The 16,120-nt window shown below is 60.2% G+C and carries 15 protein-coding genes; 6 read left to right on the top strand and 9 right to left on the bottom strand.

Annotation, left to right across the window (positions count from 1 at the left end; all coding sequences use genetic code 11):
- Positions 1–19: 19 nt before the first annotated feature.
- Complete coding sequence (locus VH599_00490; GenBank protein ID HEY7346762.1) at positions 20–193, bottom strand: hypothetical protein; 174 nt, start codon at positions 191–193, stop codon at positions 20–22.
- Between the two features lie 109 nt (positions 194–302).
- Here VH599_00490 and VH599_00485 point away from each other — a divergent pair, with 109 nt between their 5' ends.
- A complete protein-coding gene (locus VH599_00485) occupies positions 303–458 on the top strand; it encodes a hypothetical protein (protein ID HEY7346761.1) in 156 nt (51 codons plus the stop codon).
- Positions 459–1,049: 591 nt separating this feature from the next.
- Here the strand turns inward: VH599_00485 and VH599_00480 are convergent.
- Complete coding sequence (locus tag VH599_00480) at positions 1,050–1,937, bottom strand: alpha/beta hydrolase (GenBank protein HEY7346760.1); 888 nt, start codon at positions 1,935–1,937, stop codon at positions 1,050–1,052.
- A gap of 229 nt (positions 1,938–2,166) precedes the next feature.
- On the opposite strand from VH599_00480, the gene VH599_00475 reads away from it, so the two are divergent.
- From VH599_00475 to VH599_00465, 3 genes are read left to right on the top strand one after another with little or no spacing between them, the layout of a single operon-like run.
- Positions 2,167–3,099, top strand: coding sequence for an ABC transporter ATP-binding protein (locus VH599_00475; GenBank protein HEY7346759.1), 933 nt, complete (start codon positions 2,167–2,169; stop codon positions 3,097–3,099).
- A complete protein-coding gene (locus VH599_00470; GenBank protein HEY7346758.1) occupies positions 3,099–3,809 on the top strand; it encodes an ABC transporter permease in 711 nt (236 codons plus the stop codon). The genes VH599_00475 and VH599_00470 overlap by 1 nt, the downstream gene beginning before the upstream one ends.
- Positions 3,810–3,819: 10 nt before the next feature.
- Positions 3,820–4,473: a ComF family protein gene (locus tag VH599_00465; protein HEY7346757.1), complete on the top strand. Its 654-nt coding sequence runs from the start codon at positions 3,820–3,822 to the stop codon at positions 4,471–4,473.
- 35 nt (positions 4,474–4,508) lie between these two features.
- On the opposite strand, the gene VH599_00460 is transcribed toward VH599_00465, so the two are convergent.
- From VH599_00460 to VH599_00430, 7 genes are all read right to left on the bottom strand, one after another.
- Positions 4,509–5,999: a hypothetical protein gene (locus tag VH599_00460; protein HEY7346756.1), complete on the bottom strand. Its 1,491-nt coding sequence runs from the start codon at positions 5,997–5,999 to the stop codon at positions 4,509–4,511.
- Positions 5,959–7,371: an MFS transporter gene (locus tag VH599_00455; GenBank protein HEY7346755.1), complete on the bottom strand. Its 1,413-nt coding sequence runs from the start codon at positions 7,369–7,371 to the stop codon at positions 5,959–5,961. Before VH599_00455 ends, VH599_00460 begins: the two co-directional genes overlap by 41 nt.
- 107 nt (positions 7,372–7,478) lie before the next feature.
- The gene (locus tag VH599_00450; protein HEY7346754.1) at positions 7,479–8,873 is read right to left on the bottom strand and encodes an MFS transporter; all 1,395 of its coding nucleotides are present in this window, start codon (positions 8,871–8,873) and stop codon (positions 7,479–7,481) included.
- 122 nt (positions 8,874–8,995) lie between these two features.
- Positions 8,996–9,889 carry a helix-turn-helix domain-containing protein gene (locus VH599_00445; GenBank protein ID HEY7346753.1) on the bottom strand — a complete coding sequence of 298 codons (894 nt, stop codon included), beginning with the start codon at positions 9,887–9,889 and terminating at the stop codon, positions 8,996–8,998.
- 97 nt (positions 9,890–9,986) lie between these two features.
- Positions 9,987–10,973 (bottom strand): hypothetical protein, encoded by a 987-nt coding sequence (locus VH599_00440; GenBank protein HEY7346752.1) that lies wholly within the window; start codon positions 10,971–10,973, stop codon positions 9,987–9,989.
- A 7-nt stretch (positions 10,974–10,980) separates the two neighbouring features.
- Positions 10,981–12,180 (bottom strand): MraY family glycosyltransferase, encoded by a 1,200-nt coding sequence (locus VH599_00435; GenBank protein HEY7346751.1) that lies wholly within the window; start codon positions 12,178–12,180, stop codon positions 10,981–10,983.
- A gap of 187 nt (positions 12,181–12,367) precedes the next feature.
- Complete coding sequence (locus VH599_00430) at positions 12,368–13,504, bottom strand: DUF4388 domain-containing protein (GenBank protein HEY7346750.1); 1,137 nt, start codon at positions 13,502–13,504, stop codon at positions 12,368–12,370.
- Positions 13,505–13,977: 473 nt separating this feature from the next.
- On the opposite strand from VH599_00430, the gene VH599_00425 reads away from it, so the two are divergent.
- Both VH599_00425 and lepB read left to right on the top strand, forming a co-directional pair.
- Positions 13,978–15,147: an NDP-sugar synthase gene (locus VH599_00425; GenBank protein ID HEY7346749.1), complete on the top strand. Its 1,170-nt coding sequence runs from the start codon at positions 13,978–13,980 to the stop codon at positions 15,145–15,147.
- Between the two features lie 203 nt (positions 15,148–15,350).
- Positions 15,351–16,091: a signal peptidase I gene (gene lepB / locus VH599_00420; protein HEY7346748.1), complete on the top strand. Its 741-nt coding sequence runs from the start codon at positions 15,351–15,353 to the stop codon at positions 16,089–16,091.
- The last annotated feature ends 29 nt before the right edge of the window (positions 16,092–16,120 follow it).

Below are 16,120 nucleotides of genomic sequence, written 5' to 3'. Positions count from 1 at the left end.
ATGAGTTTGGCTCAAAGGGTTAACAGGTGACGGTGACGGTGACGGTATTCGCCGGGCCGGTGAATTGGAGGTTCACGGTGGTCCCCACCAGTGAACAGACTCCCGTTTCACCATTGAGAAAGAGCGAGACAGTTGTTGTTCCTCTTTTGGGGAGGGTGCCACTTGTAGAACTCAGGTAGTTCGTTGCGTTCATACCATGCGAATTCGAGGCTTTGGCCCTCCATGCCAGAGAAGATGTACTTGACGAATTGCACAAGGTAAACGTGCAGGTATAACTAGCCCTGCCGGATAGGGCGCAATTCTTGAAATACAAGGTCTTGGGGGTGACTGCAAGGATCGCCGGAGATGGCTTAGCCGTTGGAGACGGCCTGGCAGTGGGCGACGGTGTGGCGGTGGGCGATGGCATGACTGTGGGTGACAGTATGGCGGTGGGCGACAGCACAGTCATTGTCACTTGAGTGCCAGGGGATGCGACCGCAAGGGAGTGAGCATGAGCGAAGAAGGTCTGTTCCAGACCAAAGAAGCCTGCGATAAGCGCCAGAATGAGGAGCGCCATCAGGCACGCGACGAGATAGCGTTTTCCTAGCGATAGAGACTGGAACCTGCGCGTGAAGTACCCCCGCGCTTTAGCGCGGGGCTTCTACGACCCCGTAGAGTCGTGGGCCTCTTCCAGGCCCGGTAACGTGGCTGCATTCACACCTGGCGGGCGTGACTCCGGCTCAAGTGTATCGAATGGCACCCGCGCAAATACGCTAGTGCTTTTACCCGTCGGAACGATTTACGACGGAACCAGCCGAAACACTATTCTCTTGTCAAGGTGCAACACGTTGCCTAGAGTATCGCACGTTTGTTTAAGCGTGTCAAGGCCGCTTATATCCCCAGGTCTGAAGACCGGGGTTTTACGCGGCCCTTGATAACATTGCCTCATTTCATAGAATCATTAAGAATGTGCTAATTCTACTAGAAAGGTTGAGATGAAGCAAGGTTGTTGAAAGCGGCTAACGTCTGGTCGCCAGGATTGGGGCGCTGCAAGTGAAGCGGATGGTGTCTCAGGACGTGCGCAGAAAGGAGGTAATCAGGTTTGCCAGCTCGGTTGGTTTGTGGAAGGGAACCTCGTGGTGAGTCTGTTCCATCACCTGCACGCGGCAGCAGCGCAGGCCAGACATCGCTTCGGGCAGGAAGCGCGCGTTCATTTCCAACTTCTGGTTACGTACCTCTTTGGTGAAGCTGTTGGGGAGTTCGGTCACGACGACGAGTGTGGGGCAGATGATATGTGGATAGAGCGAGGTTGGGCGATAGCGCCACATGCTCTGCAAGGTTTGTTCCCAGGCGGCGGGAGTCATACACTCGCGCACGCTGCCATCCAGTTCTGTCTGGACGGTGGTGGTCAAGGCTCGGGCCACCTCTGGACTCCAGAACAGTTCTGCGCCTTCGTGCTGGGCGTCAAGATAGGCCGAGAGCGAGGGGTACTGCCAGTTGATGCCTTCCATGCCCTGGGCAAACTGCTCCCAGGTTTCGTCTTCAGCCGACCAGATGCCACCATCAACCAGGACTAATTTACTCAAGAGGTTGGGATAGATGGCCGCCAGCGCCAGCGCGGCATAGCCGCCGTAGGAGTGGCCGACGACGGCGACCTGCCCTGGCGAGACTGTCTGGATAAAGCCAGCGAGGTCTTCGGCGATGGTGCGCAGGTCGTAGCCAGATGGCGGCTGATCGCTGCGCCCGCGCCCGCGCAGATCGGGGGCGATGGCTTCGAGGCCAGCCTCGGCCAGATGCTGGGCCACCAGATCCCAGCAGTGACCGGAGGCCAGACCGCTGTGGATGAGGATGATGGGAGGTCGCCCGATGGGGCCGCTCTCACCGGACCATTTCACATAGTGCAGTCGCAAGCCGTTGACGGTGGTAAAGAGGTCAACGCCGTTTTCGAGCATATTCATGTCTGTGTTCCTCGCCAAAAGCAGCTTGAGCGGTTCAACGGTCAACTCATCCAGATGTACCCTCACGTCATTTATCAGCCCGCAGGGTATCATGGCTGAAAGAGGGCAATCTGTCAAGGGATAAGAAGCTCATCTCTTGATTTTTCCCTGGTAATCCAGCTATACTTTTTGGTGACGGTATATAGCAATATGCTATAAAGAGCGGATTCAGGATTTGAGAAGGAGTCGTATGGCTGATTTTGCTATTCGCACAGAACACCTCTCGCGCCACTTTGGGGCGGTGCGGGCCGTAGATGATCTCTCGTTAGAGACGCCAGCGGGCATTGTCTTTGGGTTTTTGGGGCAAAATGGCGCGGGCAAGACGACGACGATCCACCTGCTGCTGGGCCTGCTGGAGCCGACCAGGGGCCAGGCGACGGTGCTGGGATTCGATACGCACACGCAGGCCGATCAGATTCGCGCTCGAACCGGCGCGCTGCTGGAGTTCAATGGCCTGTACGAGCGCATGAGCGCGGAGGATAACCTGGACCTGTACGGGCGCATCTACCATATGTCTGCCGCTGAGCGGCGGGCGCGCGCCAAAGAATTGCTGATTCATCTGGACCTGTGGGACCGGCGCAAAGATCAGGTGGGCAAGTGGAGCCGGGGGATGAAGCAGAAGCTGGCGGTGGCGCGAGCGCTGTTTCATCGGCCTGCGTTGATCTTTCTGGATGAGCCAACCTCTGGTTTCGACCCGATGGCGGCGGCGGCCCTGCGCGATGATCTGGCGGGGCTGGTGGCGCGCGAGGGGGTGACGGTGTTTCTGAACACGCATAACCTGGCGGAAGCCGAGAAGCTGTGTGCGCGGGTGGGGGTGATTCGCCAGGGGAAGCTGCTGGCTGTGGGTACGCCGGATGAACTCCGGCTGCGCCAGGGTGGCCCGCAGGCTGAGATCGTGGGGCGCGGCTTCAGCGATCACCTGCTGGAACTGCTCCGCGAGCGCGCAGAGGTTGCTGGCGCTGAACTGCGCAACGGGCATTTGACGTTGGAACTGCGCGGCGACAGCGAAGTTGGGCCGCTGGTGAGTTTGATTGTCAGGGAAGGCGGCGAGGTGGAGGAAGTGCGCAAGGGCGCGGCCAGCCTGGAAGATGCCTTCCTGGCTTTGATGGAGGAGCAACGCTGATGAGCGATTTTTTCACGATCATCTGGAAGGAATGCAAAGATTCTCTCTTTCAGGGCGGCTGGAAAGCCTGGATTCGCCCGGCCTTGTTGATCGGCGTTATGGGCGTGGTCTGGCCGTTGCTGGGCAAAGCCGCCTGGATGGTGCTGAGTCCGGTTCAGATGGTGGTCATCCTCTTTTTCGCCTTCTTCGTGATTATCTCCATTATTGCCGATTCCATTGCGGGCGAACGCGAACGGCATACGCTGGAAACTCTGCTGGCAAGCCGCATGCCTGATCACGCGATTCTGTTGGGGAAAGTGGCGATTGTCGTCCTCTATGGCTGGGGCGTGATGGTCGTGGGCCTCTTCCTGGGCGCGGTGGTCTCCAATCTGGCGTATGGGCAGGGGCAGGTGCTCTTCTATCCCATCGATCTGCTGCTCTTTACGCTGGCGCTGGGCTTGCTGATCAGCGCGCTGGGGGCCAGCCTGGGCGTGCTGATCTCGCTGCGCATCTCAACGGTGCGGCAGGCGCAGCAGATACTGAGCGTTGGCACGATCCTGTTGGCTATCGCGGTGGCTGCGCTCGTTCAGTTGCTGCCCGCCAGTTTTTTCGTGACGTTCACCGCTGACGAGATTTTGCTGATGGCGGCTGGTGTGGTGGCCCTGCTGGACATTGTGCTGCTGGCCTATACGCTGGCGCGCTTCCAGCGGGCCAGGCTGATCTTGAGCTAGGGCGCCAGCGATGTTGTTGCTTGATCTGCTTTTTCCGCCGCGCTGCGTGGGCTGCGCGCGCGGCGGCCACTGGTTCTGCCCTGTCTGCGTGGCGGCAATTGCGCCTGCTCCGGCGTGGAAAGAGGGGCTGGAGCCGCTGGCGGGCCTGTGGGTGGCGGGCCTCTATGAAGACCCGCTGAGAACAGCGATTCACGCGCTGAAGTACGAGGGCAAGCGCCAGGTGGCGGGGCCGCTGGGGCGGCTGCTGGTGGCGACCTATCGCAGCCAGAACGCGGGGGACACCCGGATGCGCTTCGACGCGCTGCTGCCTGTGCCGCTTCACCCGAAACGCCAGGCGGAGCGCGGGTATAATCAGTCGGCGCTGCTGGCGCGGAGGCTGGCGCGCGGGGTGGGTGTGCCGATAGTGGAAGACGCTTTGCGGCGCTCGCGCAATACGCCGCAGCAGGCGGGGCTGGAGGGGACAAAACGCCGGGCGAATGTCGCCGGGGCGTTTGCCTGCGAGCCAGGCCATCCCGCGCTGGTGGGGCGCAGGCTGCTGCTGGTGGATGATGTTTGCGCGACTGGCGCGACGCTGGCCGCCTGCGCCTGGGCGCTGCGCGCGGCGGGGGCCAGGGAGGTGTGGGGGCTGACGCTGGCGCGGCCCGCGCTCTATCCTGATGCTTAGATGAAAGCCGCAGCGGCGCCTGTCAGCGCGAACGTTCACTCAGGCCAGCGCTGCGCCGCCAGGGACGGCGGCGGTACACGCAAAAGCGCATCATCTGCGCTTTTCACCCGAACAGGAGTCTGGGCGTTTGATGTAACGGTCAGCCCGCCGGGGAGCGCGGCAAGCTGGCGCGCCAGGCGCTGCTCGTAGGCGTTGGCGAGCGGGTTGTGTGGTTTGCGCTGATGCGCCAGGTCATTGACCGAGAGAACCATGCCGAAGCGCACCAGATACTCTTCGATCTGATCACTGGCGGGGGCCGGTGTCCCTGGTTGGCTGCGGGTGGTTGCCTCGATCAGGCACCCGGCGGCGGGGTTTGGCCCGGAGACGAAGCGTGTCCTGGCATACCCACGCGCGTATTGCCCGAAATTGTCCTCTGCGACCAGGCAGCCGGGGTCGTCGGCGATCTGCACATCACGCAAGAGGACAGGCGAACCCTGGTCGGGGCCAAAGAGCGGCTGGACGCGCCAGGACGAGCCATCCCAACCGATGCGCAGGAGGACCGGCTGACTGACCACAGGGGCCGCGCCTGAGTCAATCGGCTGGTCGCGGGCGATGATCTGGCCGTCCAGAGTGGCGTAGTCCCAGGAGGAGCGAATCACCGCGAAGGCCAGCCAATCCAGGGCAGCGGGCGCGCGCGCTGCGGTCTGCCGCGCCTGCCAGGGTACAGGGCAGAGGATGGTACAGTCCTGTCCCTCGATGGAGCAGGGAATACGGCTCAGGGGCTTCATCAGATTCACTGTGCAAGCCTGCTGCGCGTCGTCTGTCGCTAGCTGCATGTCGAGCGTTGCCCATATCGGCTGTTTGGCGGTTGTCTCTCCCTGTTCAGTGACGTAGGTTTCGCCCGGCTGCACAATGTCGCTGAAGCCTGAGAGCGCCATCTGAATGGCCTGAGTGAGCGCCTGACGCTGAGTGGCCGGGAGCGTGTCCAGCGATTCGTGGAGGCTCACGACTGAGGTAGGCTGGCCCGATGCGCCCTGGCTGGCCGCGCGAATAAGTGTGCTGGGGCAGGAAGATTCAGTTGTGGATGGAACGGTGATGCTGCACTGCTGAGGCTGGAATGGCTCGGCGGTCCAGGCCAGGACGTGCTGCCCTCGTGCTAGACGAAGCGGGGCATCAACGCCAATGCGCGGCGGCGCAAGGGGATGCCCATCCAGGGTGATGGTGGTCCAGGGGACATCGGTTTCGAGGTAGAGGAGATCAGCGCCCGGCGCCAGGGTAGGCGTGGGTGTGGGGATGAAGCGTTTCACTGTGTCCACGATTTGATTGCGCACGTCCGGCAGCCCTCCCAGGATCACGACGAACAGGAGAAGGAAGGCGCAGGCCACCAGCGCGATGCGCCGGGCGCGCGCTCTGACTGAGAGGCGCGCCTGGGGCGCGAGCCGAGTCGTGGGATGATGTTCGTCTGGCTTATCGGCTTCGCCCGCTGGTATGGCGCTGATCTCGACCTCAAAGCTGTCTGACGCTGGCTCCTGTTTCTGGTCGTTCATCTGTTTCTGGCTCGGCTGCGGGTTGTCTTGCTGCTGCTGTGGCTACTGGTTCTGACGTATCGGCTCTGGCAAGTGTTACGCCACGCAGGCTGACCATCGCGTAGAGTCCGCCGAGCATGATGAGGATACCTGTGCCCATGAAGATAGTGTCAAATGGGCCAAAGGCTAGGCCCGCCACTGTCGCGTGAAAATCATGCAGGAGGGTGCTTGCCAGTGCGCCAGCAAGCGTGATCGAGAGTATGGACGCCAGGGCTTGAACCGGGTTGAGGACTGCTGTCGCGCGCCCAAGGAACTCACGCGGCGTGGCGTGCAACATCAACGGCCCGACGACGACATTAACCGGGGCGATTGACAGCCCGGCGAGCGCAGCGAAGACCAGCCCAGGTGGAAGGCTCGTCATGCGGGCAAAAGCTATGACGCTGATCCCGGCGGCAAGCAGGCAAGACCAGAAGGTTCTTACCTCGCCAATCTTTGAGGCGAAGATGCTCGCGGCGATAGCTCCGGCGATTGCGCCGATCCCAACGGAGAAATCCAGCCAGCCATAGAGGCTGGCGGGCGCGTGCAGGTTCTGGATGACAAAGAAGACGCCCAGCGCATTGATAGCGCCGATGCCCAGTGTAACCAGGATGACGGTGATGAGGAGTGTCACCAGCACGCGATTGCCGACAAAGAAGCGAATCCCCGCGCCGAAGTCCTGGAAGAAGCTCCCATGCTGACCATCTGCGGCGCTGCTGGAAGCCTGCGGGACGCGCATGGCAAGAATTGTCAGGAACGAGGCGGCGAAAGAAAGCGCGTTGACGATGAGCGCCCACTGTACCCCAACGGCAAAGAGCAGCGGCGCGGCGATGGGCGGGCCAATGACTGTGGCAAGGCTCTGGGTTGTCTGGCCCAGGCCGCTGGCGCGCGCGCGATAGGGTTCTTCCACGATGTCGCCGAGCAAGGTGAAGCGCGCGGGGTTGAAGAACTGGGCGCAGGCGCTTGCCAGGAAGACGATGGCGTAGATGGCGCTAAGCTGCCAGAAGGCGGGGGGCTTTCCGATAGCCACCAGCAGAAGCAGCCCAATAAGGATAGCTCGCGCGGCATCCATTGTCAGCATGGTGCGGCGCTTGTCCCAGCGATCCACAAAGACGCCCGCGATGGGGCCAATGAGAAAGATGGGAAGAGCAGTTGTCAGCAAGACGCCGCTGACAGCCAGCGGCCCCCAGGATTGACCGCTGGCAATGATCGTGGCGATCCAGAGAACCAGGGTGGTATCGAAGACGAAATCGCCGACGTTGGAGATGGATTGCCCGCCCCAGAGGAGGGCAAAGTTGCGATTGATGAAGAAGCCCGGTTTTTTAGTTGCCGACGCGGGGGATGCTGACGTGTCCATACTGGTCCTCCGTTATGTAGACGATGTTTTCGGGAACAACTGGCGCTATCTTGCTTACGCTTTTGATGCCAGCCCGGTTGTAAAAGCTGCCAGAGGTGTTTTCCTTGCTACACGCGGTTGGCAACCAACTCTGAGACGCCTGGCGCGGGCGTGTCTTCGACAACAGGCGGCGGGTCGGTGAAGCCCAGACGCAGCAGGGCATAGATCGAGCCGACCACCCCCAGCAGCGCGCCGCCAGTGAAGATGGTGTCAATGGGGCCAAAGGTCAGGCCGAGCGCCTGGGTATGGAGGCCCAGCAAAATGTTGCTTGCCAGGAACCCGGCAAAGAGGGTTCCCAGTACCTGCATCAGCGCGCCAGTTGGGTTGATGATCGCCATGACCCTGCCGATGTAGGCGCGCGGCGTGACGCGCAGAAGCAGCGGCCAGGCTGGCACATTGACCCCTGCATTAAAGAAACCGCCAATGAAGATGACGATCAGCGCGGGAACAAGACTGGACATCCGCGAATAGACCAGGATAGCGACACTCAGCATGATGAGCGAGCAGGTGAGCGTGCGTACCAGGCCAAGCCGCTGTGTGAACATGCTGGCGAGAACAGCGCCCAGGATAGCCCCTACTCCCTGGACAGTCGCCAGGAATCCGAACAGGCTGATCGGCGCGTGCAGGTTGTCGCGTACAAAGAAGATGTCAAGCGCATTCAATGCGCTGAAGCCCAATAAGACGATGCTCACGACGACGAGGATGGTCAGAATCACCGGATTCCGCACAGAGAACTTCAGCCCGGCAGTAAACTCGCGCAGAAAGTTGGGGTGTTCTCCAGCAGCGCGGCTGGTAGCCGCCCTGGGGGCGCGCACTGCCAGGATCATGATGAAGGAGAAAGCGAAGGAGAGCGCGTTAACGAGCAGGGCTATCTGTGGGCCAACGGCCAGCAGCAGAATGGGGGCCAGCGGCGGCGCAATGATTGACGCCAGGCTGTATGTGGTCTGATCCATCCCGCTGGCCTGCGCGCGATGGGGATCGGCCACGATGTCGCCAATGAGCGCCATGCGCGCCGGGTTAAAGAGTTGGGAGCAGAGGCTGGCGAGGAAGACGACGCTGTAGATGGCGGCAAGCTGTCCGGCCAGTGGGAGACGTCCGCCTGGCAGAAACGGCAAGGGGAGGATGTTGGTCGCCAGCAGGAGCAGGGCGATCAGGATGGCCCGTATGGCATCCATCCAGAGCATGGTGCGGCGCTTGTCCCAGCGGTCCACAAAGACGCCCGCGATGGGGCCAAAGGCAAAGGTGGGAATAAGCACTGCCAGCAAGACGCCGCTGACGGCCAGCGGCGCCCAGGGCTGATGCGCGGCCAGGAAGGCGCTGATCCAGACGACCAGCGAGGTCTCGAAGATGAGATCGCCAAAGATGGAGATGGCGCTGCCGGTCCAGAGCAGGGCGAAGTTGCGGTTGATGAACAGGCCAGGTTTGTGCGTAGACGGCGCATCCGTCGCTGTGATAGTATCCATACCGGGACTCCTCCGTTCGGTGTGGTGTAGAGCTATACAAGCGTGGGTGAGTCCGGCGCGTGGGTAGCTAGAGACAACTCACGCGCCGCCCTTTTCAGGGATGGGCGCCTTCTGCAAGAGAGCTACTTTTTCCCCGGTTCTCCTCCTTTATGTCTGAGGACTTCGCGCACTTCGGGCGAAGCGGTCAGTTTACCCCACAGATGAAAGCTGTAGATGGCGCGCTCGACCAGATCAGGAGGGACATCATCGGCAAAGATGCAAGCGCCAAGCACATACATGTCCAGGACTTCGCTTCGCGCGAGCAGTTTCTCCAAATCCCTCCGCGAGTAGTATGCTGCGCCAGCGACGAAGGTCAGTTCCCGCTTTGGCGCTCTGGTTGGTTTGGAGACCCCTGGCGCATGCAGTGGCACTGCTTCGGGCGCTGGCCCGACATCGCCCCCATCCGTTTGGACGACGGTATCGTAGGCGATGCGCAGGACTGTGCGCTCGCGTTCGCCCGCGATGCCTCGCGCGGCGGTGTATGGCGCTAGCAGGGCATCTGTGCGCTTGCTGAACTCGTCAAATTCCTGGGCGGTCATCCAGTAGTGTTCCGGTGAGAGCTGCAAGACCAGATCGGGATCGTCCCATGCCTGGGCGCTCAGCATCTGCTGGAAGGCCCGGATGACTCCCTGAAAGAGGGGTTGGATGACTTCGGTGAGTGTTGCGACCGCCTCATGGGGGGAGACGCCTTGAAACAAGGTTCCTGGGGCATTGATGTTCTTCGCTACGGCGCGATAGTACTTTTCGAGGATGCCGCCCTTCTCACGGGTCTCAACCAGTTTGAGCAGGCCCACTTTCTCCAATTCATGCACATGGTAGTGCAGCTTCGCGGGAACCTCGCCAAGTACTCCGGCAAGCTGGGTGACGGTCATGGGCTGGCGCTTGAGCTGCTCCAGAATGCGCAGGCGCAGTTCATCGGCAACGGCGCGCAACTGCTCAAGGGTTTCCAGGTTGTAGGTTTCGCGCATCTCTTCCATCGGGTTTCTCAACAGAAATTACTCGATAAAAATATTTTACTTGACAAAAGTATACTGATGGGTCGAGTATTTGTCAAGAGGGAACGGGGAGAAAAAATCAGGCCCCAAACATGAAACTGGCGATCATGGGGCGAAAGAACTGCGTCTCGTCGGCGTCAAACTCGCTGGCCGGGGCGCTGTACCAGAGCGTATAGAGACGTTGGTTGACGCTGATCGAGGCTATGACGGTGTGTTTTCCGCCGTTGGTGTCGGCGCTTTTTTCGGTCCAGGTTTGCCCACCAATGGTGGCCGGTCTGGCGCTGCTGATGTTCCGGGCGTTCATGGTGTTGAGCAGGGCAGTATCGGCCTGCTCCGCGAGTCCATCGGTTGGCATGCCTGGCAGTTCCTGGCCGCTGAGGATGACAAACTCGGCGCCGCCGTCGCTGAACCGCACGCCGTTCAACGGCAGCGGGAGAGAACCTGCGCCGGGCGAGAAGTTCGTGAGCGTCCAGGCGCTGGGGTATTGGATGCTGAAGAGGCCGTTCGGGTCACGGTAGGCGCTGGTTGGGATGGGGGTGGGGGTCGGGGTGTCGGTGGGGCTGGGCGACGGCTGTCGAGTGGGATTGGGGTTGCTGGCGACGCCGTTTGTTCCGGCGCTGCCGGGGGATGTATGGAAGCTGCGCGCGAAGAGCAGCCCGCCGCCGATAACGGCGATCAGCAGGACGATGACGACGATTATCAGCGTCAGCGCCAGCGCCCTGCCCCGACCCTTGCGTGGGGGTACGGCTGGCGGATACCGCGCTGGCGCGGCTGAATAGGGCGGGTAAGCGTTCTGCTGCGGCCAGCCGCCAGGGAGAGGAGCGCCGGGCGCTTGAGGGTTAGCCCCAAAGGGCGCTGTATCAGTCGGCGGGGCATCAGCGGTTGCAAAAGGGTCAGGAGGCGCAAACGAGAGCGGGCCAAACTGGGTGAGGGCGTTGTTGGTGGTGTCGCTGCTTGTCGCGTTTTGGCCGACGATGGTGTGGCCGCAGTAGCGGCAAGCGCCCAGTTCCAGCGCCTGCGCGTCAAGCACTCTTCGGCAGTGGCTACAGTTCGTCGGCGGGGTCATCAGATGGCTAACTCTTTCGGACGCCCCCGCCTCCCGGTGTGGGCGTGGGGTTGGAGAACATCTGCCCCTTTCGGGGTGGCCGGTGGCGGCGGATGACGATGCCCAGGATAATCGCCATTGCCAGGCCGACCAGGATGAGGCCGATCAGGTGAGCCAGGCTGGCTCCTGCGATGCTGATGCTGAAGACGAAGGGGAGGAGGGCATCGGGTAAGATCAAGGAGAACACGGCCAGCAGGCCGAAGAAACCGCTGAGGCTGTAGTAGAGGAGCACGATCTGTCTTTGTGAGAAGCCGCTTTCCAGGAGCTTATGGTGGAGATGGCGCTTGTCATAGTGCAGGGCGCCGCCTCCGCCGCGCAGGCGTTGAATGATGACCAGCGCCACATCCAGCACCGGAATGCCGATCAAAAGCAGCACCGTCGCTACTTTTGCCCCCCCAATGTTTGCCAGAACTGCCAGGGATAGCCCTAGAAACATCGAGCCGCTGTCACCCATGAATATCCTGGCCGGATTCCAGTTATGGGGCAGGAAGCCCAGCACACTGCCCGCGAAGATGCCACAGAGGACGGCGATCACATACTGGCCCAGGACAACGCTCACCACCATGAGGACGACCGCCGCGATCATCGTGATGCCGCCGGCCAGGCCATCCAATCCATCAACGAAGTTGATGGTGTTCATCAGCCCCACTGTCCAGAACCAGGTGAAGGGAATCGCCAGCAGGAGAGGGATGTTCAGGATATTGGAATCCTTGACGTTGGCGATGTACAGCGGGTTATGCAGGAAGGAGATGATGGCTCCGTGTTCGTGCGAATTGCCGAAAAGCAGGCCAGGGAGGATCAAGATGATGACGGTGACGGTCTGTAAGCCGAGTTTGATGCCAGGAGGCAGCCCACGCACATCGTCATACGCCATGACAGCGGTAATGAAAATCGCGGCTGGGATAAATCCTTCGTAGACGAGGGCTTCATGGGTGGTGCTGGGCCAGAAGACGAGGAGCGCGCTGATGAGAAAGGCCAGGAGTATGGCAACCCCACCCAGGCGAGGGACCGGCGACTTGTGAATGCGGCGCTCGCTGGGCTGATCTAACCAGCCCAGGCGGCGACTGAGCCGCCCGATGAGACCTGTAAAGAGATAGGAGAGTATAAGCGCGAGAGCAAACCCGCAGATCAGCGTCACTGCTGGATGGATCGACAATACTGTCAACACGAGCGTCTCACCCCTGGTCAGATGGATAGCAGCACAGGTCGCTTAAAGTTTCTCACACCTTTTGCCAATATCATGCCATAAATGAGGCCATACTGGCCTTATTACTATTAACTCTGGGGGTGTGAGATAGGTAACAGAATTAGCCGTGAAGTTCCCCGCTGTTTTCGCTTATTGATGTAGCTGGTGATCAGGAGGGGAAACGGCCCAGCGGCGCTGACCTGGCCGCCTCGTTCAAGGAGCCGGTATTTTTGCTGACCGCTTCTTCGCCAACGGTTACCAGGCCGCGACTGAGCAGCGAATCAAGGATTTTCAGCGCGCTAAACTCGCTGATGCCCGAGAGTTTGATGATGTCGCCCACGGTGTTGCGGCGGCCAATGACCGAGATCACCCGCCATTCGGCCATTGAAAGCTGCATGCCGGGCAAGGTATCGGTCAGACGGGGCGCGCGATAGATTAAGGTGCGGAGCGATGGGATTTTATTGCGCATTTCCAGAGATTCATCGCCCCGGCGCGAGGCTTCTAGCACCAGATGTTCGGTGCTGACGTTGACGGTGCGCTCCGGCAGGGTCAGGTCTTTATAGAAGGAAAACCGCGCCGTTTTCCAGGCGAAGAGCAGATAGATCGCCTCGCGGCCTGAAGCGCGCTCGGCAAAGGCATGAACGACTTCACCATCAACCAGTCCCAAAACAGCCAGCCGCCCACCATCGCGGAGCAACAGAATACCGGAATGTCCGCCCAGCTTAAACAACTGAAAGAGGTCAGCCAGAGGCACCTCTTCCAGGGAGCCTTTCATGGATGGCAGACAATCTTCATCCAGTAACTGTCGCAGCATGGGGTTCGCCGCCAGGGGATTGAGATAATTCTGTACCACCTGGGCCAGCGATTGAAAATCCTGGGGGGATTTGACGATGAGCGTTCCCGGCGGGCCGCCGAGGCCATCGCTGCTGAAGCAGAGCATAGGCACGCGCTGGAGCGAGGTGTGGCCGCCAATCTCCTGCCAGAGCGGCTGCCCTTCTGAGATACGTTGGAGCGCGCCAAGCGCGCCCGATGGCCCAAAGAGGCTTGGCGGACCCAGGCTCTGGCTGGAGAGCGCGCCAACGTTGACCAGCAAGAGGGCAAAGCCGCGCCGATGGGAGAGCGCCAACTGCACTTCATCAATGCTGCTTGCCAGGGCGACGAGCAATCCAGCGTCTTCCAAAGCCTCTTTGATGAGGCCAGCGATGTGTGGGCGGGTTTCGACCAATACGACGGTGGTTTGCTCGCTCATAGGATGATAATTTCGTCCTTGAGCGATCTGCTGGACCAGATAATCCATAGTCTGCATCTGGCGCCCCCCGTATAGATGTACGCCCGCCTACCTCTGGCATCAGGGGTAGGCGGCGTTCTTGTGTTAGTATAACACATCACTTTTTTGCGCTTGTATAACTTCTCCTCTCTGGTTTGAGCAATAAGAGGGGCCAGGCTGGCTTGCCCTTGCCTCTGTGCTGTAAAGCGACGAAATATGAGGCTGAAACAGTTCGATACTGATCCCCCAAAATTCCTATCTTTTCGGCCATTGTCGTATTCCAGCAGGCTGTCTGTGAGTGGCGCCTCAAGCCAGCAGAATGTGTTGTGATCGCTCGATCATGCTCAAGCGCGTGGATGCAGGCGGAGAAGTGATGTGGCCTGCCCCTGCTTCTACCCGTCTCTGTATGCAAGTGGTATAAATCATGCGAAGGAAATTGGTTAAGAACAACCCTCCGGTTCCTCTGCTCAAAGAGGCCATCAGGTTCGCGCTCGTACTCAAGGAGTCATAATGTGAAAGCAGTTATTCTGGTAGGTGGTGAGGGGACACGCTTGCGCCCACTGACCATCCATCGGCCAAAACCAATGCAGCCTGTCGCCAACCGACCCTTTATAGAGCATGTCTTTCGTTACCTGAAGAGGCATGGCGTGACCGATATTATCTTGAGTATGTGTTATCTGCCCGGCAGTATTCAGGAATATTTTGGGGATGGCAGCGCGTTTGGGGTGCATCTGGTGTATGTTACCGAGGAGCAGGCGCTGGGAACTGCCGGAGCGGTGAAGCATGTGGAGGCGCAGGGCTACCTCGATGCAGATGAGCCGTTGTTTGTTCTGAACGGTGATATTTTGACTGACCTGGACCTGGGAGCGATGCTGGCCTTTCACCGCGAACACGGCGCGCTGGGTACGATTGCCCTGACGCCAGTGGAGGACGTGCGCGCGTATGGGTTGGTGGAGTGTGATGAGGCCGGGCGTGTGCGGCGCTTTATCGAGAAGCCCAAGAGCCTGGAAGGCATCACCACCAATCTCATCAATGCCGGCACCTATATTCTGGAGCCAGACGCGCTGCGTCTGGCCCCCTCTCATCAGTTCTATCAGTTTGAGCAGGGCCTCTTTCCCACCCTCTTGAAGGAGGGTGATGCCTTGTTTGGCTATCCCTCTGATGTATACTGGCTCGACATTGGGACGCCTGAAAAGTATAAGACGGCCAATGTGGATATGCTGCTGAGGCGCGTCTCCGGGCGCCCGGAAGGGGAACAGCGCCTGCAAGGTGTCTGGATGGGGGCAGGCTGCGAGATTGATCCCAGCGCAGAACTGGTAGGGCCGGTGGCGTTGGGGAAGCGCTGCGTGGTGGGCCGGGGCGCGCGGCTGGTGGGGCCGGTGGTGCTGGGGGATGGCTGTCGGGTGGGGCCAGATGTTCAGCTTGAGCAGGCGGTTCTCTGGGAAAATGTGACCATTGGTTTACCGACCTCCGGGCCGGTCAAGGTGGACGCCACGATCAAGACGGACGTTACCCTGGTGCGTAATAGCCTGGTAGGAGCCTGTTGCGCTGTCGCGCCAGGCTGCCAACTTGATGGCGTGGTGATCGGCGATCACTGTACGATTGGCGCTGGCAATATTCTTTCCTATGGACTGAAGCTCTGGCCGCATCGGACTCTGGAGCCTGGGACCATTACCTTCTGACTAGCGCGCGCCCCACTGATGGGGCTTCCAGTGGCCCTGTGCTATAATTGGCAGAGTATGCGGCATCGGCCAGTGCTTTGCTGGCCTGCCTGCTGATTGAAGTGAGTGGACAACCTGGCTGGTAGTGTGGGAATGGGCGATGGAAAAAGCCAGCCGGAGATACCTCTGGCGCAACCCTGTGCCAGATAAAGGATTACTACCGCATGTATCGCTATTCCCAACGTCAACCAACCGATGAGGATTCTACATGGGAAGACTCTCAGCAAGGCTATACAGGAGGATATTCGGGAGGACAACTGCCTCCAGACCCGCCCCGGCGTGGGGGGCGTGGGTGGGATGACTTCAACAGGCCGCTGCCGCCTCCCCGTCCTCTGCCCCGCGCCGCGTCGTCGCGTCGGCGCGCACATCTGGCGCGCGAGATCATCGAGACGATTGTGCTGGCTGTCGTGATCTTTGTGGCGATCCGCCTCTCTGTGCAGACATTCCGTGTGGAGGGAGATAGCATGCTGCCAGGACTGGACTCAGGACAGTATGTGCTGGTGAACCGGCTGGCCTATCTTTTCCACGGGCCGACGCGGGGGGATGTGATCGTCTTCCATTATCCGGTAAACCCAAATGAGGACTTTATCAAGCGGGTGATTGGGCTGCCAGGTGATACGGTTCAGGTCACTCCCACCCAGATCACGGTGAACGGCGCCGCGCTGAAAGAGCCATATATCACGTCGGCGGTGAATGCTACGCCGCGCATCTGGAAGCTTGGCTCTGACGAATATTTTGTGATGGGGGATAACCGCCCGTATAGTTCTGATTCTCGGACCTGGGGGTCGGTACCCAAAGACTATATTATTGGCAAAGCCACGGTGGTCTTCTGGCCGCTGAATAAGTGGGAAGTGATTCCTACCTACGCCAATGTCTTTGCCTCGGTGCCAGCGCCCCCGGCTTAAGCTGATGCGGGTGCAGAGAGAGGGGGGCG

This window comes from Ktedonobacterales bacterium (assembly GCA_036557285.1).
GTDB lineage: Bacteria > Chloroflexota > Ktedonobacteria > Ktedonobacterales > DATBGS01 > DATBHW01.
Note: the sequence above shows the minus strand (reverse complement) of the source record. Positions and strands in the feature narration are given on the sequence as shown.